The organism is Clostridium sp. 16K-1-R1, from assembly GCF_023921145.1.
GTDB classification, from domain to species: domain Bacteria; phylum Bacillota; class Clostridia; order Clostridiales; family Clostridiaceae; genus Sarcina; species Sarcina perfringens.
The window spans coordinates 37,632-58,891 of the sequence record NZ_CP046515.1; the positions used below are offsets into that span (position 1 = coordinate 37,632).

The window sequence follows — 21,260 nt, forward strand, 5'->3', positions numbered from 1 at the left end:
TACAAGCTTTTTTATTTATATGTATATAATTTTAATATGGAATAAAAAAATTTACTTAGGTGAAAATAATTATAAAATGAGCTTAATTCATCAAGAATTTTAGTCCGATTATCTTATAAATAAGATAAAATAATATGCTAAAGGTGATAATATGAATTATGATTTTATAATTACGATTTTAGATGAACATAATGAATCAAGTATTTTATTAGCAGAAAAGTTAAAGCCTAAAGAGATAATTTATCTATATAAAAAGGATGAAGAATTAAAGGTTTTAAATTCATTGAGACAGTTTTATTTGAATAAATTTCCTAATTGCAATTTTAGTGATGAAAAATTAGGGAAGGATACTATTTCATCCATAGAAGAAATTATAAAGAGAATGAAAAGTAAAAATACAGCTATATGTTTAAATCAAGGGGATAAAAAAGATATTTTAATAATGTATACCCTAGCATTAAAACATAATATAGATGGATTCTTCCTTGATATACCTAAAGAGGAACTTTTAAAGTTAAATTTAGAAAGTGTACAATGTGAAAAGTGTAATTTCGTAGATTTGGATGTAGAAGACATCATAGACAGTATAGGGGCTTCTATTGTTGTGGATTCAACAGAAATTTCAGAGATAAATATTATAGAGACTATGACTAACTATATAGCTGATAATTTAGATCTTTGGAAAAAGTATAAAATAAGGTTAAGTGATAATTCTGCTTTTATCCATGATGAATCAAATCCTAGGAGCATAAAAATAGATAAGGAATTATTGAGCAGAGAAGAAGTTATGCTTCTTGATAAAATACTTAACTTTTTAGAGAAAAATGGCCAAATAAAAGTAAAAGAATTAGATCAATGCTTAAAAGTTACATTCCAAAATGAATTTATAAAGGGATTTATTTTTAAAAGTGGAACATGGCTTGAAGTTTTAACAAAAAATATTATTGAGGAAATAAAAAGCATTGATGATATAAAAAGTGGTTTATTATTTCTTTGGAATGATAAAGAATCTAGAGTTAAAAATGAGCTAGATGTTGTTGCCATAAAGGATTCAGTGCTTATTTGTGTTTCTTGTAAGGATTCAAAAAAATATGATGAAGTTGCCTTAAATGAATTAAATGTTTATTCTGAGCAATTAGGAGGAGAAAATGTAATAAAAATATTAGTAGCAACACACCCTCCAATTAAATCATCTATTTCAAAAAGAGCTAAAGAGATGGGAATAAACTTAGTTGTTTTTGATGGCAATAAAAAATCATTTAAAGAAGAATTAGAAAAAATAATAAAATAAAATTTTTATTTGGGATAAATAAAGAAAATAGGGAGAAAATAAATTTAAATTCTCCTATAATCTTATTTTATAAAAAAGGAGCTTAATTATTAACATAATTAAGCTCCTTTTTAACTATTTATGACCAATAGTTTCACCCATATTAACTTTAGTTTCAAAACCTAATTTAGTTTGTTCAACTATATCACTATCTATTTTTATAGTATCTTTCTTAAAGAATAAGATAGTAGTTGAACCACCAAACTTAAAATATCCTTTTTCCTCTCCTTTTTTTACTCTCTTTTCAGGAGAATATGTTTGAAGTATTGTACCAACACAAGTAGCACCAACTTCTACATGAAGAATTTCACCAAAATTATCAGAGTTAAAAATAGACCATTCTCTTTTGTTCTTGCAGAAAAGTTCAGATACATTATTAAGAGCTATAGGATTAACTGAATAATAAAAACCTGAAATTTTCTTGCTTTCACTACAAGTTCCACTATCTACGAAGTGAAATCTATGATAGTCAGTTGGGCATAATCTTAGTATAAGACAAGTTCCACCTTCAAATTCTTCAGCTACTTTAGGATCATCTATTAATTCTTTTAAAGAATATGTATATCCTTTTATCTGAACAACTTTATCAAGATCTATATTTTCAAATGCAGATAATCTGCCATCTCCAGGAGAAATTAAAATATTCTCACTATAATCAATAGGTCTAGCTTCAGGAGTTAGAGTCCTTGCAAAGAAATCATTAAAGTTTTCAAATTCATCTATATTTTTATTGCAAAGAGACATATCAATATTAAACTCATCAATAAAGGCTTTAATTTTTTTCTTACTTAAAGAAGAATCGCAAAAATTTCCGTAAAGTTTTGAGAACATCTTCTTTTTAATAAATAATTCTAAGAAGCTTTTTCCTATAGGAGATGCATAAGACCAATTTATATATTTAAGACCAGCTACTTGCTCAACATCATAAGCTTTTGTTTTCCTGTTATAAATTTTTATCATAAATTATAATCTCCCTTTAAAAATTATGTTAAATACATATATTATATTATTATATATATAAATTCAACTTGTAAACAAGAAATTACAAATTTATATTATTGATTAAATAAAATAAGTGGTATATGATTAAATTGTTTTAAGAATAAGTGTTGGAGTTGGTAGTATGAATAGAACTAAGAAAGCTATTTTTGAAGCAGCTATAAACGTTTTTGCTACTTCAGGTTATAATGGATCAACTGTAGATGAAATTGCATCTAAAGCTAATGTTGCTAAGGGAACACTTTATTATAATTTTAAAAGTAAAGAGGAAATTTTTAATTTTGTAATTAGTAAAGGCTTAGAAATTTGGCATGAAAAATTAACTGATATAGAAAATTTAGAAGATGAGCCTATAGAAAAATTAAAAAAACTTTTTAAAATGCAATTTGAATTATTATATGAAAATAGAGCATTTTTTAAAATGGTAATGAGTCAGCTTTGGGGAAAAGAAACTAGGCAGGATGAACTAAGAAATAAAATAACTGAGTATATTGAAGGAATAGAGAGAATACTAAAAGAAGCTATTTCCAAAAAACAAATAAGAGAGTGTGATATTTCCTTACTAGCTCACAGTTTATTTGGAAGTCTTATATCAACATCCCTATATGAATTAAGTAGAGATAAAGAGTTTAATGTTAATAAAGTTATAGATGAGATTACAATTAACATCTTAGATGGTATAGTTATAAAATAAGCTTTGTTGACATATATTAGTTAAAGAGTTAAAATTATTATAAAATTCAAATAAGTCTCCATAGTTCAATGGATAGAACAATCCCCTCCTAAGGGATAAATGTAGGTTCGATTCCTACTGGGGATACCACTTATTAAATAGAAATGGCTTAATTACTTAGATTAAGTCTTTTTTTATGCTTAAAAAGGGACAATTAGGGGACAAAAAGTTTATTTGAGGTATTTTTAAGTGAAATAAATGTATATTTAAGCAGTATTTATGAATAAATTATCAAGTAATTCAGCCGTATTATCTTTCATTTCTTCCATGATATGAGTATAGGTATTTAAAGTAGTAGTAATATCATTGTGTCCTAGTCTATCAGAAACTATTTTTATATTCTCACCATTTAATATTAATAAAGTAGCATGAGTATGTCTTAAGCCATGTATTGATATTTGAGGTAGTTTATCTTTATACTTGTTTACCTTCTTAGTAAAGTCCATTGATATATTTCTAGGATTACACATTTCATTTTCTCTACTTAAAACTATAAATTCGTTAGGATCCTTTAGATTCTTTTCAAATTCTCTTAATAATACCTTTGGAATAGATATAGTTCTATCACTCTTAGTAGTCTTTAAATTTTCAGTACATACTAATGTATTAGTAGATTTGTCAGCAATCACTTGTCTAGTTATATTTAGATAACCTCTTCCAAAATCAACATCACACCATTTTAAACCACATAGTTCTCCAACTCTTACACCAGTTAAAGCACATATTAAAACTGGAAAGTATAAATAAGTATCTTTGATTTCATTAAGGAAAAAATCAAGCTGCTGCTTACTCCAAAATTCTATTTTAGGTTTTTCTATATTAACTTTCTCTATATCTGTAGGTAAGTAAGTTATTAATTTAAGTTTTTTAGCATACTTTAAACAGTTGCTAAGAGCCTCTATTACTTTCTTAGCTGATGAAGGCTTTAAAGGGTTATCTTTAGTAAGTAAATGATTATAAAAGTTCTGTATAGTAAGCGTATCTAGTTCAGTTAATTTATAGTTGCCTAGAAGAGGTATTATATAGGTTTCTATGCGACTTAAATAGTTATTCCTAGTATTTATACCTATTGATAATACTTTATGGTTATAGAACCAATCTAGGATAAAATCCTTAAGGAATATATCTTTTGATTTAGGTAATAAAAAGCCATTATCAACCTTAGAACTATATTCATTAACAAACTTTTCAGCCTCTTTTTTAGTTTTAAAACCTTGTTTTTTAACTCTTATTCTTTTTTTAGTAACTGGATCATTGCCTAAGGAAATAACAACTTGCCAATTACCTTTTGATATTTGATTATAACTTGCCATGATATTTCCCTCCTTGATATTGATAATTTATTTTCTACCACTTATGGCAGAATAGATAGCTGAATAATGGTAAAAGTTAATTCAGCTATCTAAACTTATATTATTTATTTTTAGCTTTTAATTTTTTAGCCTCTTCTTTTTCTAGTTGTTTTATACTCTTTTTAGGTGTTGGAAGGTCTTCAGGCATAGTACCACCTAAATCTCTTATTGTTTGTCTAACCTTTTTACCAACTTCATAATGAGCTTGATTTGCTTTTTCTTTTCCTCTAATTTTTTCTCTTCTTAGTTTCTCTTCAGTTTGAGTTGCACGGAATAAGTTCGCAGCAAGTTCTGTACTTCCCATATGATCAAGTATTTTTTGGCTTTTCTTTAATCCTTTTTTTGTATGAATATCTCTAGCATTTAACCCTCCATATAAGCCCATATATCCATTGTTTTGAAATATAGCATAATCAAGGTTAGTTTCTACACCGGATATCCTAGCAGTATCTACTAAATTCTTATTATGTTCTTTTAATTCATTTCTTATGGCTAGTCTTTTCTTACATTCTGAAAGATCTTCAAAGTTTTCTTCTATTTCTTGTTTTCTAGTTTGTACTGCAAAATAGGTTTGTCCTAAAGCAACTACTTTTTTTCTAGCGTCTGCATTTTGAACTATAAGATAACAAGCATATCTTGATAATTTTATATCTTCAATTTCTCTTTTTGCTCCAGATCCTAATAGGACCATTTTCCTGACGTCGGCAAAATGGTCAGAAATAAAGAAATCGCTATTGTTGCATGCTTCTTTAGCTTTTTCTATTACTTTCTTGAAATTTTCCCATTTAGAATATTGAAGAACCTCTAATAAATCTCTTCCATACCAAAATTCTTGTCCATATTCATTTATATGTTTTATATCTTCAAAGATTAAAGTATTATAGTTGGTTATTTCTTTCATATATTTTCCTCCCATTTTTAAAAATTTTTAGGTCAATTAAAATGACCATGGATTTAAATTTGTGTAGTGGCATTTAATTTAAACACTATAAGTAATATTAAAAGTTAGTCATTGAATGACCAACACTTAAGTATTCGGAGTTTTTGGAGTCCCTAAAAAGGGATTTAAGCAATATATAGAGTTTAGTATCTACAGTTTTTACAGTCCTTAAAAAGGACTATTGCGAGTTTTGCGAGGCCCTAAAAAGAGAGATAAAATTACTTCCTTTAGGTTAACCGATAATATCGGGTAAGCTAATGCAGCTATTCTTTGTAGCAGCTATAAAAGTCAGTTGTTTTTATTGACTAAGATTATTAATTTAACTTTTTGAACACCCTAAAAATGGTTATCTGACTTTTCTGATTCACTAAAAAGGAGTTCAAAAGACAATATTAATGACTATAGGATTAATAAATATATAACGCTCGTATTATTAGTACGAGTGATTAAGTCAAAAAGTTAGTTGGTGATAACAACTGAGTTTAAAACATGGTCATTGAATGACTACGTTTAGGATTTAAAATGAGTGTTATTCATTTAGGTATTCGGCACTTTCGGCACCCATAAAAAGAGATTCAAAAATAGAAATTCCTATAAAGGGGTCGTGAAACACGACGGCTTTTATTAAATTTGCTATATAAATAGGTCAGCCGAGTTTTCGGCTTACCTCATAAGCCTTCTAATAATTTCTATAATATAAAGTGTTTAATGCTATGAGGAAGTTTTACTAAACGCAAAATTGCGTTCAGCGTTCCTATATGATAAAGTGCTTAATGCTTCATGGATAGGATTAATGTTCTTAACCTTATTAATTTAAAAGTTACTGGTGAAGAGGTATGCTGAAAAGTCAGCAATTCTTAAAATATAACTTTTAATAAATCAGAGGTAGGTACGAAATTTGTACTAAGCTTTTACCAGGTAAATTATATTTATTTAGTTTGCCCAATCCAAAAATGGACTGGCTAGAGATATTAATTCATAATAAATAGGAAAACTCAAAATTGAGCTGCCAAAATAATTCTCTACCTATGAAAAGAACAGGAAAATTCCCATTATCCAATTAATTCACCCATAAGTGGGGGAAAGTGCAAAATTCGCACTATCAAGATAAATAATCGTAAATAGCTATTATCTAATAAATTACATTCCCAACAAGTTGAGAAAACGCAAAATACGTTCTCACAAAAGTGTGCGAAAATACTAAGCTACAAAATGAGCTTAGTTAAAATATTATTCCCATTTAAAGTGGGAAGAGGTGAGCCAAACTTTCGGCTAACCTTCGTACTTAGGACGAACCCACAAATGGGTATGCTGACTTTTAAGCACTACTTAAAGTTCTAAATCACTCTAAAGGATTTAGAAATCTCTAAGTTTCTTCAAAGCACTTAGAAATATATTAGGGTTCTTCTAAAGAACCTTTAAATTTTTCGGAAATTAAATTCCGAAGTCAATTAAATTGACCACGAATTATAACGGTCGTGTTTAACGACCTATACTAAGTTTAAAATAACAGTGATTTAAAACCACCGTTATTTAGTAAGAATAACTAACTATAAACAGATACTATCGGTTTTAAAGTGATAAGTATAAATTCCCTTTTCTCTATTAACTTTATTAAGCATTATTGATATAATATATTTGAAGACTAATATAGAAGTCTTTTATATCCTGTATGTCTTAAGTAAAGCTCCTTTATTATAAAGGGGCTTTTATTTTGTTCATGGTTTCTTTATTTAAGATACCAGTTATAAAATAGATTTCAAATGTCCTTATTTAGGACTTTTAAAATAGGTTCTCTAATCTCATTTGGTAAGCTCTTTAAGTTAGATGTTAATTTAATTGACTTCCAAAGTTTCATTGTGAAACCTTAAATCTCTATAGGTTCAATAAAGACATTTAAAATTCAGATGTCGGTTTAAACGACTTCCGAATTTCAGAATTTGTTAAAACTCAATCGATAGCAGCGATTCACTTTTCTAACTCAATTCTTAGAAAGGTTCTGTTTTCCTCTCCTCACTTCAAATGGGAAATTCCTATATAGTTAGGAATAGTTTATTTTGAATCATTTAAAGAGTTGTCCTCAATATCTTTAAATTCAACAATTAAGTTAAGAGGGTTATCAGGGTCTTTCTCGATAATTAATAGATCCTTTTCAAGGAACTGTTTAAACATAGCATTAGCAAAAGTATTTGCAAGATTTTCATCAAACTCAATTTTAATAGAGTGTACATCATCTATTCTCTGTATAAAGTCATACTGGTTTACCATTGGTTTAAATATATCTAGAAACTTTTCATAAAAGTAAGTTGCAAATTGTCTATCATAGTTGCCAATCTTACTAAAACGCTCTTCAAGTAGAGATATTACAGAATCAGAACTTGAGTCATTTTTTAGTCTATCAATAATTTCGTTTCTAAGATTTTCTTCAACTAAATAAGCGATATTAATTTCCAGTGCGTTAGCTATTTTTTTTAGAACTTCAATAGTTGGCTTTCTTTTATTTAACTCATAATTTGAAAGAGCATTTCTTGAAATTCCACTTTTATTTGCTAATTCGGTTTGATTTAACTTTTTTTCTTTTCTATAGAATTTAATTCTATCACCTATATTCATAAAATCACTCCTTATATAGATATATAATAAAATATTTACACACGAATGTAAACAAAAAAACTTTAAAAAGGTATTGACTTCACACAAATGTGTGCATATAATAAAAATATAATTTATTGCATACGTTTGTGTGCAAAAAGAGGTGAGTATATGGAAATAAAACTTAAAAGAATTGCTAAAGGTTGGACACAAGAAGATTTATCAAAAGAGTCAGGCGTTTCAAGAAATACAATAGTTAAACTTGAAAAAGGTGATATTGATGGAATTAGGTTTGGAATTATAAAAAAGATAGCAAAAACACTAGACACAACAGTCCAAGAGCTATTCTTTTCAGATGAAGAATAAGAAGGAAACTATGGAGGAATATTTAAAAGCACTTCTTCAAGTTTTAAAAGAGCTTGAAGAATAGAGGAGGGAGAGAAGTGAGTAACATACTAAAGATTGAAGAGGTATCTAAAAGAATAGGAGCTACAGTCCCATATACTAGAGAACTATGTAGAAAAGGAATTATTAAAGCTAAGAAAGTAGGTAAAGAGTGGAGTGTAGACAGTAAAGAGGTAGATAGATATTTAGGTATTACAACCAATGAAGAAGAGCTTAAGAAAGAGATTTATATTAAGGAGCTAGAAAGTAAAGTAAAGCATTATGAATTTGTTTTAGGTGCTATCAAAGGCAACATAACTAATATTGAGTTAATGCTAACTAATGGAGTAAGGAAGTGATTTAATATGAGCTTTAAATTATTTAAGAAGTATTTAGAGCTATGTAGAGAAACTGGCAAGGAGCCTAACTGGAAAGACTTAAATATATTTAGAGGTATATTTGCTTAAGATAAAAGGAGGTGCTTAGAGTGGCGGATAAGGAGGTGTTAAATGAATTTAAAAACAATAGGTTTGATTATTTTAACGCTATAATGGACAATAAAACACCGATAGAAATAAACAGAGTTGAGAAAATGGTTTTGATTTCTTTAATAAGACATAACAACTGGAAAACAGGTATATGTAATCCTACTATAAAGACTATTCAGAATGAATGGTTTTATAAAAGTGATAGAGAAGTAATCGAGGCATTAAAAACTTTGAGAGAAAAGAATTTTTTTACAAAACAGACTATTAAAAGAAGAAATTATTATAAATTAAACATAGCATTAATATTAAAAGATTACCTACAAAATGACAGTAACCCACAAAATGTAGGTAACCTACAAAATGAGGGTGATAATATCCCACAAAATGTAGGTAATGATTACCCACAAAATGAGGGTACTAACATAAAAGAAACAGAAAAAGAACATAAAAATATATATAGTTCATTAGAAAATGAACTTAATACTAAAGAAGTAGAAAAAGATTTAATAAATAAAATAAATAGTAAATATCCTAAAGAACTTATAAAAGAAGAATTAGAAAAACTTAAAGATAAAGACATTAGTAAGTTAGATTTATTAAAGGAGTTAGATAAGAATTTGAAATCTAAAAGTAAAGATAATAGTAATCAAGATATAGAGGAAATATGGAGTTTATATCCTCTAAAGAAAGGTAAAGCAAGTGCTATTAAGAAAATACCTAAATTATTAAAAGAATATGGAAAAGAACAAATAGTCAGATGTATTGAGAGATACGTTGAAGAAATAAAGAAAGATAATAAGTCAAAAGAATTTATATTACATGGTTCAACATTCTTTAATGGGAGATATATGGATTATTTAGATTGTAATTATCAAGAAGATATTACTACTAAATCAAAAGAAGAACCAAAGTTAAAAAATAATACAAGTAACTTTGATTATTAGGAAGGAGCAATAAACATGGAGAATAAACAATTATTATATTCCTTAGAATCAGAAGAGGCTATCTTAGGAACTGTTACGGCTAACAATAAATATATACTTAAGGTTATAGGAGAATTAGAAGATAAGGACTTTTATAATAGCAAGAATCAAATGATTTATAGAGCTATGTGTAGCCTTTATAGTAAGGGAATACAATTTGATGTAGTTGTACTATCAGAGAAGTTAAGTAATGAGGTTAAGAATGGAGCAATAACACTTACAGATATAGCAGAAAAAACAAGCCATGTAGACTATGGAACACTATCAAGTCATGTAAATATAGTTAAAGAAAAAAGTCGTGAGAGAGAGCTCGTAATGGCTTGTCAGAGAGTTATTAGTAGTGAGGGTAATGTTAATAGTAAAGTAGATTACTTACAAAATAAGCTTTTAGAAGTTAATCAATCCAATAGAAAGGATAAGATTTATACAATAGGTGAGGCTATGGAGAGGACTTTTGAAAAGATTGAGAAAGCTTATGTTAGTAAAAAGGGCTTTGCTGGAATAGGTACAGGCATAAGAATGATAGACAATGTTACTAATGGATTAGATAGAAAAGACTTTATAGTTTTTGGAGCTAGACCAAGCATGGGAAAGACAGCCTTTTCACTTGCATTATTAGAAAACATACAAGCAAATGTACTTTATATCCAATTAGATATGAGTATTGAAGGAATGGGACAGAGAGTATTATCAATGAATACCAATATTGAAAATGGTGTTATAGCAAGAGGTAAGTTTAGTGATAATCAATTAAAATCAATAACTAATGTAATGGATAGGTTGTTTAGAAAGAAAAATATATTTATCTATGAACCTTCATCAATAACAATAAATGAAATAAGATTAGTTGCTAAAGAGGTTCAATTAAAGCATGGATTAGATGTAATAATAATAGATCACATAGGAAAGATAAAATCAACTTCTAAGGGTACTAAATACGAACAAGCTAGTTTTATATCAAACTCATTAAAAGCAATGGCTAAGGAGCTAAATGTTGCTATGATTGGATTGTGTCAGCTTTCAAGAGCTACAGAGCAAAGGTCAGATAAAAGACCTCTTCTAAGTGATTTAAGGGACACAGGTTCTATTGAAGAGGACGCAGATGTTATTGGATTACTTTATAGAGATGGATATTACAAAGCGAGAGAAAACAATGAAGATATAAAAGATGATGTTTTAGAAATTAATTTTGCTAAGTGTAGAAATGGTAGAACTGGAGTAGTTAAGTTTGATTACAATTTACCAACTCAAAGATTAACTGAAAAGTTCGGGAAATAATTAAATATAGGAGTGCGAGATATGGAGTTAAAAGAAAGAATTAAACTAATTGCCATACTCTATGAAAAATCAGATAAGAAGACAAAAATATTAGTTGGCGTTTTAATGAGTGGAAAAGGCAATAATAAATAGATTTTAGTTTACATATTTCAAGGAGGATAATGGCTCGTATAAGCACTTATGAAAATTTAACCTATGTCCACATTAAATAATAGACAAACCTCTTCTATGAGGTGAATAAGTGGATAAAAACACTATAAGAAACATAGATGATATAAAAAAAGACTAATGTAAAGATACATACATTAGCCTTAAGGGTTAACATGATACCCTAGAAACTCGCAATTTCAAGGTATCATGTTAGCTCCAATAAATCAAGAGGTAAACATAAGAAATATTGGAGGAATTTAAAAAGTGAATATAGTTAGAACAATAAACGGATTTAATTTTTATTTTGAAACATTAGATTTTCAAGGGGATAGCAAGAAGTTTTATATTACTCTTCATGCTGATAGTTCTTTTAAAAGTTTTGATATAGTAATAAACAAAAATTGGATAGATAAAGTTGGTTTTGAAGAGGCTATAAAGTACGTAAGTAAGGTTTGGGATAATCCTTTAGGAGCAACTAAGAAAACACTTGGAGGTTTATGGAGAATAGATTTGAAACTTAAATATTACAGAAATAAAGCATTAGAGAATGAGTGCAAGAAGAAAATTGAATTAATAGGTAATATCGAAGATAAGATTGTAGGGGGATTTAAAAAGCTAAATGCTATTGGACAAGTTAGAGTGTTAGCACTTTTAGAGAATTTAATAGGAATTAATGAATATAGAGCATAGATTAAGAGGGTATCAAATGAGTAAGATAATTATAAGCTATCAAACAGTTGAGGAAAGAGAGCAGATCATTAAAGCTTTATCAACTGGGGTTAAGATAAAGAAGATTAGTAAGCCTTATAGAAAAGGACTTTATAAGAGAATATATATTTATATAGAGTAGGTTACTACCAAAAAGGGCGTAACCTAATATTAAGGGGTTCGACATTAAGTCGAGCCTTATTATTTTAATAAAGTATTGAATATAAATTTATTTTAGTTTAAAATCTATTTACATTACTGTAATTTTTGTCTACTGGTAATGAAAGTATTCTAGTATTAATTAAATTAGTTTTAGATTGCAATTTATAGAAACTTACATTATCAAACACCTAAAGGTTAGTATTAACTAGCCTTTTTTATTGTTTTAAATAAGGAAAAATGGTATAATTAGATTAAGAAAAAGAATATTTTAAGTACCCTACCTATAAGGTGGAAGGCGTGTTATATAGCCACGGGAAACAATTAATCAGTATATGAATACTGGTGTTGTTCTCGTGGCTTTTTTGTTGATTAAAAAACAGAGAGGAGCATTGAGGGTGAATGATAAAGCAAGAGAAGAAAGAAACGCATATTTAAGAGCATGGCGTAAAAAGAACAAGGATAAAGTGAAAAAATATAATACTACTTATTGGGAAAATAAAGTTTGTAAAGAAGAAAGGAAGTAATGAAAATGAGTAAGAAAAGTCAATTATTAAGTTTAATTAAAAGTTATAAGGATAGTCAAAATAATGTGTATGAAAGCATACTTGAAGTAAATAAAAATAGCGAATTAACACCACAAGGCAAGGAAAAAAGAATAAATGAGATAGTAGAGCAATTTACACCAAAGGTAATTAATATTCATGATAATGTAATGAATTTAATAAATGGAGCTATAGAAGATTTACAGAAGAAATGGAAGGCTAATAGTAGTGGAAGATTATCAGATACAGGGTATCAAGTTGGACTTGCTAATACTATAAGCATGATAGAAAAAGGAGTTATAACAGATTCAGAGGACTTTAAAAATATAATTGAGGTTTACAAAGATGATTATAACGCTTTGGCAACTATAAGAAAATTGATAAATTCAGAGAGAGTTGATTTATTAATTTTAATTCCAAAGGACAATAGGGAATATATCAAAAAATCTTTAAATGATTTAAAGAATAATATTGATAACTATATAAGCCAATATCAAATACAAAATGATATGAACTTAGTATTTAATGGAATGATTAATTTTATAGAAAACAGATTAAGAGATGATCTAAGTATTATTAGTTGGGAAGAAATGAGTAATCAATAATATGTTAAAGAGAGGTTAAATACCTCTTTTTATATATTATTTGGCACTTAAAAATGTAATGTAAGCATTGAAATTACAAGAGTGAAAGGAAGGGGGTACCCCTATGGGTGATGAAAATAAAAAAATAAGATTAAGATTGAACTCACCAAAAGATATAAGAAAAACATTAGCCAAAATAACTAATATGATAGTAAACAATGAAATAGATTCTAAGAAAGCTAATACTATAATTTATTCATGTAATTCGATATTAAATAGTATAAGAGCTGATGAGCTAGAGAAGAAAATACAAGAGTTGGAGAGCTATATAAATGATGATAAATAAGAGATTATTAAAGATAGAAAAAATATTAAAAAAGAAAAATAAAGGTAAGTTATTTCCTAGTTTTATTATTAAAACATCAGATGGAATATTTAAGGCTAAGGAAAAAATGTTATTTCTTTGTGGTGATACTGATTTTGAAAAGATAGAATCAATAGAAAATACTAATTTACAGGTATATGATTTTAGTAATTATAAAATAAAAGACTTATTATTTTTAAATAGAATAGATAAACCATATCCAATAATACATGAGGGTGAGAGCAATGACTAATGAGGAGCTTGTTGTATTATATCAGCAAGGAGATAAAAGAGCTTTAGATGAGCTTTTAGAAAATAATGATAAGTTAATATACAAAATAGCCAGTAAATTCTATTCAGATAAAACGAGTTCTATTGAGTTTGATGATTTGCTCCAGGAGGGGAGAATAGGATTTATATTAGCTTGTAGTAAATATGATATTGAATATATAAAGAAAACTAAGTTTATTACATATGCTTTTTATTGGATCTATCAAAAAATACATAGATTTATTACTACATACAATACTAATGAGGAAATAAGTCTTAATACACCAGTAAGTGAAGAGAATCAAGATGAACTAATAAATAGTATAGAGAGCAATAGTGATGAGATAAAGGATAGAGAAGAGGAATTATATCTAAGTGAATTAAGGCTTGAATTAGAGGAGGTTATGGACAAGTATAACACTCTTAATGAAAGAGAAATATTAAAGCTATATTATGGGTGGGATACTGAAGAGTTAAGCATAGAACAAATATCTGATATATTTGAAACATCTTCAAGTGATATAAAAAATACAAAGGCAAGAGCTATAAGAAAGTTAAGAGGTAGTCAATGGTTTAGAAACCAATATCAAAGAAGATATTCAGAAGATATAACCTTTATGAGAGTATTAAGAAATTTAGATTATGGTATAAGTATTTAGTAATTAATAGGAGTATGCATTATGAGTGATGAATTAAGAAATGAGATGTTAAAAAGAGCCGAGCAAATGGGATTAACTAAAAAAGACCTCTTCATAAAAGAAAAGAATCTACGTAAGTTTATTAAAAGTGATCTTGACCATTATAAGCTTATAGTTGATATAGAAAAAGATTTAGGTTTAGTCCAATGTAAGAAAACTGATAAGAGCATAAGGAAGATTAAGAAACCAGTAATTATTAAGGTTGATTTATATACTGTATTCAAGTTCTATGTTAATTTAGGTCATGTATTTAGAGATAAAAATAAGAAGGTTTATTCCATGGAAGAGGTAGAGCAACTACTAATTAATTACTATGAAAAGAACAATATAGAATATAAAATTTAAAGCATTTACGTATAGTGTAAGTGCTTTTATTATTTAGGAGGATTTATGACTAAGGAACAAAGAGAAAATATTAAAAAATTATTAAGCAATTATAAAACTATGAAAGCTCAAATTGAATGTATTGGTTATGAGATGATTGTAACTAAATAGTGTAGAGAACTTAAAAGATTTTAGAAGTATAAAGAGCTATATAAATAAAGTAATGATTAGATTTGATTTATATAATTAGAATATATAGTATATATTTAAATTTCTGTACATAGTTTTAATTGGATATTATAATAAAATAAGAAATATTTTAGGAGGTTAGTTGTGTTAAAGAGTATTGAAATAAAAAAATTATTTAATATATTTGATTATAATATTAATTTAGAGAATAACAAATTAATAATTATAACAGGTCCTAATGGATATGGAAAATCAACTATATTAAAAATTTTAGAGGCTGTAAATAAAGTTAATCTGAGTTATTTTTATGATATAAATTTTGAAGAAATTACTTTGAATTTTAAAAATAATGAAGAAAAAGTAAAATTAAAAAAAGTGAAAAATGAATTAATTATAAATGAAGAAAATATTAGTGTTATATTAGAAAATTTATTTAATAAAGAATTTGATGGTATAACTATTAATAATAGAAGATACATTGAAAAGAGAATATTAGAAAGAGAAAAGGAATATGGAAATGAATATTTTAAAACTTTAATAAACAAATATTTTAATGTAGATAGTTTTGAATTTAATAGTATTATAGATAATGATATTAATGTTGTTAGTGGTATAAAAATACTTTATGACAATGCAGAGGAAGTTTATTTTATAAAAGAGCAAAGACTAATAAAAAAATTAAGTAATGATATGGAATATAATGATGTTGATTATAAAAAAAGACATACGAGATATGTTGGCTCTAAAATAAATAGAACAACAGAAGTAATAGATAATATACCTAGAAAAATAAAAAGTATAATCAGTGATTTATCTCAAAAATATTCAAAAGAAGCTAATATAATAGATAGTAGTTATCCAGTAAGATTATTTGCAACAAATGTTGGTTTAACAGAAAATGAATACAAATCAAAAATAATAGATATTAGAAAGAAATTTGATAAACTAAATGTATATGATATTTCTGAAGTTAAATTTGAAAAAGATATTAAGTTTAAAAAAGAACACGCAAAGGCATTAAAAATCTATTTTGATGACTTTGATAAGAAATATCAAGTATATGAAGGTATGTTAGAAAAATTTGATTTGTTCATGGATATAATAAATACTAAATTAGCATTTAAAAATATCAAAATTTCTAAAGAAAAAGGTTTGTCTATAGTAGATATGCAAGGAGAGAAAGTTAAGTTATCAATGTTATCTTCTGGTGAAAAACAAATGATAGTGTTATTTTATAACTTAATATTTGAGATTAATAATGAAAGTTTATTATTAATAGATGAACCTGAAATATCTCTTCATATAAGTTGGCAACAAGAATTTATGAGTGATGTATTGAGAGTTTTAGAGAAAAAAAATATAAATGTTATAGTTGCGACACATTCACCACAAATATTGAGCAATTATTGGGAAAATCAAATAGATTTGGGTGAAATAGATGGGGAATAATTCTATAAGGAGCACAATAACTAAGAAAGATATTATTTCAGAGATAAAGTTATTTTTAAGTGCTAATAAAACAAAGAAAGTAATTATAGTAGAAGGACAGGATGATTATAAATTTCTTAGAAAATTTATAAAAAATGATGTATTATTAAAAGAATCATTTACAGGAAAAGAAGGTGTGCTATCTATAAAAAAATTTTTTGAAGAAAAGAATAATGTTATAGGGATAATAGACAAAGACTATGATGATGAATTAGATACCAAAGGAATTTTTTATTATGATTTTTCTAGTATGGAAATGATGATTAATAGTGAAATAGAATGTTTTAAAAATGTATGTTGTGAATGTTACATTAAAGAAGTAAATGAAGAGGAGCTAAGAGAAGAAATTCTTAATAGACTTATAAATATAAGTCTATTAAGAAGATATAATGCTAAAAATAAATTAGAAATTAATATAAATAAAATACCTATACATAATATATTGTTGGAAGATAATACTGTGTGTAAAACAAAACTTTTTCAAATGGTAGATTTTAAAAATAAGGGAAATGAACTGTGGAAAGCAAATAAAAATATTATAAGTAAATATATTGATGAATATGGAAAAAAGAAATATACTTTGGAAGAATTGTTGGATATTACAAGAGGCCATGATTTTGTTTATATGCTTAATGTATATTGTTCCAAAATCAGGGGGAAAGATTATGGTATAGATACAATGCAAAGTTTTTTAAGATGTTCATTTACATTAGAGCATTTTAAAAATACAAAAATGTGGACAAATCTAAAAAAATATGGCGATAAAGAAAAGTTATATTTTTTTAATCAATAAAAGATTTATAAAAATATAATTAAATAAATTATTTGAATTAGAATATTCTATTTATTAATAAATGTGTAATAAATTTAATTTTTATATTAAAGGGACAAAAAGGGGACAATTAGTAAACACAAAAGAAAATACAAGTGATTTTATAGGAATATTTAATCACTTGCAAATATAGTATTTAAGTAGGTTTATAGATGTTTTATAAGTGCATACATATTTATAAAAATGTATGGAAATATTCCTACTGGGGATACCATGGTTTTAACTGTGAAGGAAAAACTCCATATTTATATGGAGTTTTTTAAATATTATTATTTAATATGAAATTTTTGTATAATATAATAATTATATAGGAAAATAAAAAAAAGAAGAAAAATATATAGAATAATAGGAGGGGTTTATTTGGACCCATATACGTTTCAAATTGTGCTTCTTATTATCTTGATAATTTTATCAGGATTTTTTTCAGCCTCAGAAACAGCTTTAATGGCTTTAAGCAGAATAAGAGTAAGGCATATGGTTGATGAAGAGATAAAAGGAGCTAAGTTATTAGAAAAATTATTAGAAGACCCTAATAAATTATTAGGTGGAATCTTAATAGGAAATAATATAGTTAATATAGGTGCATCATCCTTAGCATCAACACTTGCGTTTAGAATATTTGGTGATGGTGGAGTTGCCTTAGCTACTGGAGTTATGACAATATTAGTATTAATATTTGGAGAAATAACACCTAAATCCTTAGCTAAGCAAAATGCAGAGAAGGTTTCTTTAGCCGTAGCTCCTATAATAAATATAGTGGTTACAGTTTTCAAACCTCTTGTTTGGTTATTTTCTTCAGTATCATCCCTAATAGTAAGATTATTAGGTGGAGATTTAAATAAAAGTGAGCCATTTATAACAGAGGAAGAATTAAAAACAATGGTTGATGTAAGTGAAGAAGAGGGAGTTCTTGAAGTTGAAGAAAAAGAAATGATATTCAATGTTTTTGAATTTGGAGATCTTCAAGTAAAAGATATAATGGTTCAAAGGGTAAATGTCATTGCAGTAAATGTTACAGCTACCTATGAAGAAGTATTAAAAGTAATAAAAGAACAACAATTTTCAAGAATACCAGTTTATAATGAATCAATAGATGATATTGTTGGAATTTTAAATGTTAAAGATTTAATTCTTTTAGATAGTGATGAGGAAAATTTCAATGTAACAGAATACATGAGAGAACCTTTTAGAACCTTTGAATTTAAAAAGATAACAGAACTATTTGCAGAGATGAAAACAACTAGAAATCACATAGCAGTAGTACTAGATGAATATGGTGGAACAGTTGGTATTGTCACTATTGAGGACTTAATAGAAGAAATCGTAGGAGATATTGAAGATGAATACGATGAGAGAGATAAAGATATAGAAGTTATCAAAGAAAATGAGTTCGTAGTAGATGGTAGCACAAGACTTTCTGACTTAAGCGATATGATAGGATTTGAAATAGAATCTGAGGAATTTGATTCTATTGGAGGATATGTAATAGGTTATTTAGGAAGAATGCCTAAGGTTGGAGAGGAAATAAAAACTAATGACTTTAGAGTTATTGTTGAAGAATTAGATAGAAATAGGGTAAAAAAGGTTAGAGTTTACACATATAAACGAAAAAAAGAGGAGAGTTAAGGGTGCTTAGTTTAGCTTTGGAAGAGGCAGAAAAAGCAAGAGAAAAGGGAGAAGTTCCTGTAGGAGCTGTAATAGTAAAGGATGGAGAAATCATTGCAAGGGCTCATAATTTAAAGGAGACCTTAAAAGATCCAACAGCTCATGCAGAAATTATTGCCATAAGGGAAGCTTGTAATAAACTAAATAATTGGAGACTTCATGGTTGCGAGATGTATGTTACTTTAGAGCCTTGTCCTATGTGTGCTGGAGCTATTCTTCAAAGTAGACTTTCAAAAATTTATATTGGTACCTTTGATGATACAACAGGAGCGGCTGGTTCTGTAGTTAATATTCTTCAAAATCATAATCTAAATTATTTTCTTGAAGTAGTTTGGGAGAATGATGAAAAATGTAGTAAAATATTAACAAAATTTTTCAAAGATAGACGAGGGTAAGTAATGATTTACTTACCCTTTTTATGTTATACTGAGAATACAAATATTGGTGGGGGTGTATTATGAGCAAATTAGATATGATGGTAGGATATGAAATGAATTTCTATGAAAAGAAATTTGAAGAAAATATAAAGAAATTATCTTACTATATGCATAGATGTTTTAATGAAACTATAGGAGAAAAAGTAGCAGGAATAGCTATAGAAGAAAATCTTTTATATGCTTGGTCATATTACTTCGTTACAATAGCTGATGAAGATCCTAAAATGGGTGACAGAATAATGATGGGGCTTATAAATCACTTTAATACATTATTAGAAGATGAAAATGTAAGAATAAATGGTAAAGAAGGGGCAAAATTAATGATAGATCCTTCTTTCTGTAGAGTATGGTTTGGTACAAGTTTAAATGTTATGTTAGTTAAAAAATATGGTGAAGAGGACTATAAAGAAGTTTTCAACTATATAAAAGATAACTACTTACAAAAAGAATGTAAAATAAGATCACTAAAGGTTTCATAATATTTTTAATCAGTAGGTAAAGCTTTACTTACTGATTTTTCTTTATGTGCTATAATTAATAAAAATTTATGATGTTTTTATATGATTTTATCTAAAAAAATTAGTGTGAAAGAAGTGTTTTTATGAAAATAAATAAAAGATATTTAGTTGCCTTTTTAATCTTATTAATTATTGAGGTTTTTATTGCACTATTTGTACATGATAATTTTATTAGACCTTATATAGGTGATGTTTTAGTTGTAATAGTTATATACACATTTATAAGAGGAATAATTGGAAGAAAAATAAAAAATTTACCCATATATATTTTTTTATTTGGTGTTTTAGTTGAGGTTTTACAATACTTTAGAATAGTTGAGTTATTACATCTTCAAAATAGTAGATTTTTTACAATACTCATAGGTACATCCTTTGATGTAAAAGATATTATATGCTATTTTGTAGGAACTTTAATTTTAATCTTTTGGGAAGTTATCAATAAAGAGTAATGATTTTTAGTGAGCTCAAGTTTTGGGCTCACTTTTTTTACATAAATAAGAATAGGATAGCATATTATTTATAGAGAATATTATGTAATAGTATTAGGAGGATCCTATTGTGAAGGAAGACCAATTTAACATAGAAACTTTAATAGTAGCAATATTAGTAATGTTAACAATAATAAACATAGATGTGGTTCATGTAACAGAGGCGCAGAGCGTAAAAATAGAAATAGAAACTGAAGAGGATATACCAATAGTTTCAGATGTTTTTATAACAGTAGATGATGCTAAAAAATGGGCACAAGGAAAAGGAGCCACTAAGGAATTTGTTGAACTTGCTGATTTATATTGGGAATATTCAGATGAACATGGGGATGTTAATCCAGCTTTAGCGTATGTACAAGCAGCTAAGGAAACTGCCTATGGTAATTTTGGAGGAGTATTAGATGCTTCATATCATAATCCATGTGGGTTAAAAACAAATAAGGGTGGGAGCGATAAAGACCCTAAAGCTCATATAAAATTTAAAAGTTGGAATGAGGGAGTAAAGGCTCATTTGGATCATTTAGCATTATATGCAGGGGCAGAAGGATATCCAAAGGCTGAAACAAAGGATCCTAGACACTTTGCTTCAATATTTGGGAAAGCTAATTCAGTAATTGATTTAAGCAAAAATTGGGCACCAAGTCCTACCTATGGGGAAGAAATTCTTGGAATGTACAATGAGATGATGGAAGGGGCAGGAAATAAAGACATAGAGGTAATGAATATATTTTAAGTTAGGAAAATTATATAGAGATTTAGATA

At 27.1% G+C, this 21,260-nt stretch carries 25 protein-coding genes and 1 tRNA gene; 22 read left to right on the plus strand and 4 right to left on the minus strand.

Going from position 1 to position 21,260, the window contains the following annotated elements; translation table 11 throughout:
• The first annotated feature begins 151 nt into the window (after positions 1 to 151).
• On the plus strand, positions 152 to 1,291 hold the full coding sequence (locus GOM42_RS00175) for a DUF1887 family CARF protein (protein WP_003458141.1): 1,140 nt from the start codon (positions 152 to 154) through the stop codon (positions 1,289 to 1,291).
• A gap of 114 nt (positions 1,292 to 1,405) precedes the next feature.
• Here GOM42_RS00175 and GOM42_RS00180 read toward each other — a convergent pair whose 3' ends face one another.
• A complete protein-coding gene (locus tag GOM42_RS00180; protein ID WP_003458234.1) occupies positions 1,406 to 2,290 on the minus strand; it encodes a phosphatidylserine decarboxylase in 885 nt (294 codons plus the stop codon).
• A 163-nt stretch (positions 2,291 to 2,453) separates the two neighbouring features.
• Between GOM42_RS00180 and GOM42_RS00185 the strand changes: the two genes are divergently transcribed.
• Positions 2,454 to 3,023 (plus strand): TetR/AcrR family transcriptional regulator, encoded by a 570-nt coding sequence (locus GOM42_RS00185; RefSeq protein ID WP_011009579.1) that lies wholly within the window; start codon positions 2,454 to 2,456, stop codon positions 3,021 to 3,023.
• Between the two features lie 54 nt (positions 3,024 to 3,077).
• Positions 3,078 to 3,152, plus strand: a tRNA-Arg gene (locus tag GOM42_RS00190).
• Positions 3,153 to 3,268: 116 nt separating this feature from the next.
• Here GOM42_RS00190 and GOM42_RS00195 read toward each other — a convergent pair.
• From GOM42_RS00195 to GOM42_RS00205, 3 genes are all read right to left on the minus strand, one after another.
• Positions 3,269 to 4,375, minus strand: a complete 1,107-nt coding sequence (locus GOM42_RS00195; RefSeq protein ID WP_110035216.1) for a site-specific integrase — start codon at positions 4,373 to 4,375, stop codon at positions 3,269 to 3,271.
• A 100-nt stretch (positions 4,376 to 4,475) separates the two neighbouring features.
• The gene (gene dinD, locus GOM42_RS00200; RefSeq protein ID WP_110035215.1) at positions 4,476 to 5,315 is read right to left on the minus strand and encodes a DNA damage-inducible protein D; all 840 of its coding nucleotides are present in this window, start codon (positions 5,313 to 5,315) and stop codon (positions 4,476 to 4,478) included.
• 2,091 nt (positions 5,316 to 7,406) lie between these two features.
• On the minus strand, positions 7,407 to 7,967 hold the full coding sequence (locus GOM42_RS00205) for a helix-turn-helix transcriptional regulator (protein ID WP_110035214.1): 561 nt from the start codon (positions 7,965 to 7,967) through the stop codon (positions 7,407 to 7,409).
• A gap of 150 nt (positions 7,968 to 8,117) precedes the next feature.
• Between GOM42_RS00205 and GOM42_RS00210 the strand changes: the two genes are divergently transcribed.
• The 19 genes from GOM42_RS00210 (at position 8,118) to GOM42_RS00295 (ending at position 21,231) form a co-directional block, all read left to right on the plus strand.
• On the plus strand, positions 8,118 to 8,312 hold the full coding sequence (locus GOM42_RS00210; protein WP_110035213.1) for a helix-turn-helix transcriptional regulator: 195 nt from the start codon (positions 8,118 to 8,120) through the stop codon (positions 8,310 to 8,312).
• Positions 8,313 to 8,389: 77 nt separating this feature from the next.
• Positions 8,390 to 8,689 (plus strand): helix-turn-helix domain-containing protein, encoded by a 300-nt coding sequence (locus GOM42_RS00215; protein WP_110035212.1) that lies wholly within the window; start codon positions 8,390 to 8,392, stop codon positions 8,687 to 8,689.
• 128 nt (positions 8,690 to 8,817) lie between these two features.
• Positions 8,818 to 9,762, plus strand: coding sequence for a helix-turn-helix domain-containing protein (locus GOM42_RS00220; protein ID WP_110077552.1), 945 nt, complete (start codon positions 8,818 to 8,820; stop codon positions 9,760 to 9,762).
• Positions 9,763 to 9,777: 15 nt separating this feature from the next.
• The gene (locus tag GOM42_RS00225; protein WP_110035210.1) at positions 9,778 to 11,079 is read left to right on the plus strand and encodes a DnaB-like helicase C-terminal domain-containing protein; all 1,302 of its coding nucleotides are present in this window, start codon (positions 9,778 to 9,780) and stop codon (positions 11,077 to 11,079) included.
• A gap of 414 nt (positions 11,080 to 11,493) precedes the next feature.
• Positions 11,494 to 11,919 carry a hypothetical protein gene (locus GOM42_RS00230; protein WP_110035209.1) on the plus strand — a complete coding sequence of 142 codons (426 nt, stop codon included), beginning with the start codon at positions 11,494 to 11,496 and terminating at the stop codon, positions 11,917 to 11,919.
• 16 nt (positions 11,920 to 11,935) lie between these two features.
• Positions 11,936 to 12,079: a hypothetical protein gene (locus GOM42_RS00235; protein WP_199221012.1), complete on the plus strand. Its 144-nt coding sequence runs from the start codon at positions 11,936 to 11,938 to the stop codon at positions 12,077 to 12,079.
• 415 nt (positions 12,080 to 12,494) lie between these two features.
• Positions 12,495 to 12,623, plus strand: a complete 129-nt coding sequence (locus GOM42_RS15660; protein ID WP_003474869.1) for a hypothetical protein — start codon at positions 12,495 to 12,497, stop codon at positions 12,621 to 12,623.
• Between the two features lie 5 nt (positions 12,624 to 12,628).
• Entirely contained in the window at positions 12,629 to 13,246 is a 618-nt protein-coding gene (locus GOM42_RS00240; RefSeq protein ID WP_110035208.1) for a hypothetical protein, read from the plus strand.
• A 103-nt stretch (positions 13,247 to 13,349) separates the two neighbouring features.
• Positions 13,350 to 13,571 (plus strand): hypothetical protein, encoded by a 222-nt coding sequence (locus GOM42_RS00245; RefSeq protein ID WP_003474856.1) that lies wholly within the window; start codon positions 13,350 to 13,352, stop codon positions 13,569 to 13,571.
• Positions 13,558 to 13,842 carry a hypothetical protein gene (locus GOM42_RS00250; RefSeq protein ID WP_110035207.1) on the plus strand — a complete coding sequence of 95 codons (285 nt, stop codon included), beginning with the start codon at positions 13,558 to 13,560 and terminating at the stop codon, positions 13,840 to 13,842. The genes GOM42_RS00245 and GOM42_RS00250 overlap by 14 nt, the downstream gene beginning before the upstream one ends.
• Entirely contained in the window at positions 13,835 to 14,518 is a 684-nt protein-coding gene (locus GOM42_RS00255) for a sigma-70 family RNA polymerase sigma factor (RefSeq protein WP_110035206.1), read from the plus strand. Before GOM42_RS00250 ends, GOM42_RS00255 begins: the two co-directional genes overlap by 8 nt.
• Positions 14,519 to 14,539: 21 nt before the next feature.
• Positions 14,540 to 14,902 (plus strand): hypothetical protein, encoded by a 363-nt coding sequence (locus GOM42_RS00260; RefSeq protein ID WP_110035205.1) that lies wholly within the window; start codon positions 14,540 to 14,542, stop codon positions 14,900 to 14,902.
• A 312-nt stretch (positions 14,903 to 15,214) separates the two neighbouring features.
• Entirely contained in the window at positions 15,215 to 16,519 is a 1,305-nt protein-coding gene (locus tag GOM42_RS00265) for an AAA family ATPase (protein WP_110035204.1), read from the plus strand.
• Positions 16,509 to 17,351, plus strand: a complete 843-nt coding sequence (locus GOM42_RS00270; protein WP_110077553.1) for a hypothetical protein — start codon at positions 16,509 to 16,511, stop codon at positions 17,349 to 17,351. The genes GOM42_RS00265 and GOM42_RS00270 overlap by 11 nt, the downstream gene beginning before the upstream one ends.
• Before the next feature lie 399 nt (positions 17,352 to 17,750).
• Complete coding sequence (locus GOM42_RS00275) at positions 17,751 to 19,016, plus strand: hemolysin family protein (RefSeq protein WP_110077554.1); 1,266 nt, start codon at positions 17,751 to 17,753, stop codon at positions 19,014 to 19,016.
• Positions 19,017 to 19,018: 2 nt separating this feature from the next.
• Complete coding sequence (locus GOM42_RS00280) at positions 19,019 to 19,450, plus strand: nucleoside deaminase (RefSeq protein WP_110077555.1); 432 nt, start codon at positions 19,019 to 19,021, stop codon at positions 19,448 to 19,450.
• 62 nt (positions 19,451 to 19,512) lie between these two features.
• Positions 19,513 to 19,971, plus strand: coding sequence for a hypothetical protein (locus GOM42_RS00285; RefSeq protein WP_003450846.1), 459 nt, complete (start codon positions 19,513 to 19,515; stop codon positions 19,969 to 19,971).
• 122 nt (positions 19,972 to 20,093) lie between these two features.
• The gene (locus GOM42_RS00290; RefSeq protein WP_110021341.1) at positions 20,094 to 20,459 is read left to right on the plus strand and encodes a DUF2809 domain-containing protein; all 366 of its coding nucleotides are present in this window, start codon (positions 20,094 to 20,096) and stop codon (positions 20,457 to 20,459) included.
• 109 nt (positions 20,460 to 20,568) lie between these two features.
• Positions 20,569 to 21,231, plus strand: a complete 663-nt coding sequence (locus GOM42_RS00295) for a glucosaminidase domain-containing protein (RefSeq protein WP_110077556.1) — start codon at positions 20,569 to 20,571, stop codon at positions 21,229 to 21,231.
• Positions 21,232 to 21,260 lie beyond the last annotated feature (29 nt).